Annotated in this window: 1 protein-coding gene; it reads left to right on the top strand. The window is 63.5% G+C overall.

Going from position 1 to position 1,596, the window contains the following annotated elements; genetic code table 11:
* On the top strand, positions 1 to 1,596 hold a 1,596-nt coding region (dnaE, locus tag VGH68_RS21795), incomplete at both ends, for a DNA polymerase III subunit alpha (RefSeq protein WP_331605781.1).

Below are 1,596 nucleotides of genomic sequence, written 5' to 3'. Positions count from 1 at the left end.
CTGCTCGAACTCGCGCAGCGCGTGGAAGGGCTCACGCGCAACGTCGGTATGCACGCGGGCGGCGTGCTGATTGCGCCCGGCAAGCTGACCGATTTCTGTCCGCTCTACACGCAGGGCGACGAGAGCGGCGTCGTCAGCCAGTACGACAAGGACGACGTCGAAGCGGTCGGCCTCGTGAAGTTCGACTTTCTCGGCCTGACCACGCTGACCATTCTGGATTGGGCCGAGCGCTATATCCGCCGCCTCGATCCGTCCAAGCAGGACTGGTCGCTCGGCCAGGTGCCGCTCGACGACCCGGCGTCGTTCTCGATCCTGAAGAAAGCGAATACGGTTGCCGTGTTCCAGCTGGAAAGCCGCGGCATGCAAGGCATGCTGAAGGACGCGCAGCCCGACCGCTTCGAAGACATCATCGCGCTCGTTGCGTTGTACCGTCCGGGCCCGATGGACCTGATCCCGAGCTTCTGCGCGCGTAAGCACGGCCGCGAAACGGTCGAGTATCCCGATCCGCGCGTCGAGCCGGTTCTGAAAGAGACCTACGGCATCATGGTCTACCAGGAACAGGTGATGCAGATGGCGCAGATCATCGGCGGCTATTCGCTGGGCGGCGCCGACCTGCTGCGCCGCGCGATGGGTAAGAAAAAGCCCGAGGAAATGGCGAAGCACCGCGAAATTTTCGCGGAAGGCGCGGCCAAAAACGGCCTCACGCGCGAGAAGGCGGACGAAACGTTCGACCTGATGGAAAAGTTCGCGGGCTACGGTTTCAACAAATCGCATGCGGCCGCTTACGCGCTGCTCGCCTATTACACCGCGTGGCTGAAGGCGCACCATCCGGCCGAATTCATGGCGGCCAACATGTCGCTCGCGATGGACGACACGGACAAGGTCAAGATCCTGTTCGAAGACTGCCTCGCGAACAAGATGGACGTGCTGCCGCCCGACGTGAATCTGTCCGCGTACCGTTTCGAGCCGGTCGCGCAAGCCGACGGCAAGCGCTCGCGCACGATCCGTTACGGTCTGGGCGCGATCAAGGGCAGCGGCCAGAACGCGATCGAGGAAATCCTGCGCGCGCGCGAGGCCGGTCCGTTTGTCGATATTTTCGATTTCTGCAATCGCGTCGACCGGCGCATCGTCAATCGCCGCACGGTCGAGGCATTGATCCGCGCCGGCGCGTTCGACGCGCTGCACGCAAATCGCGCGCAGCTGATCGCGTCGGTGTCGCTCGCGATGGAAGCGGCCGAGCAGGCGGCGGCCAATGCGCTGCAGGCGGGTCTGTTCGATATGGGCGACGCGCCGTTGCAAGGTCACGAGCTCGTCGACGAACCGGAATGGCCGGAAATGAGGAAGCTCCAGGAAGAAAAGGCCGCGCTGGGCTTCTACCTGTCGGGCCATCTGTTCGATGCGTACAAGGACGAAGTGCGCCGCTTCGTGCGCCAGAAGATCGGCGAGTTGAAAGAAGGGCGCGACAAGCTGGTCGCGGGCGTGATCGTGTCGCTGCGCACGCAGATGACTCAGCGCGGCAAGATGCTGATCGCGCTGCTCGACGACGGCACCGGCCAGTGCGTGGTGACGGTCTTCAACGAGGTCTTCGAAGAGCAC

It is taken from the genome of Paraburkholderia sp., from assembly GCF_036488505.1.
In the GTDB taxonomy this organism is placed as follows: domain Bacteria; phylum Pseudomonadota; class Gammaproteobacteria; order Burkholderiales; family Burkholderiaceae; genus Paraburkholderia.
The sequence above is the reverse complement of the archived record's forward strand: the minus strand, read 5'-3'. Positions and strand labels throughout refer to the sequence as shown.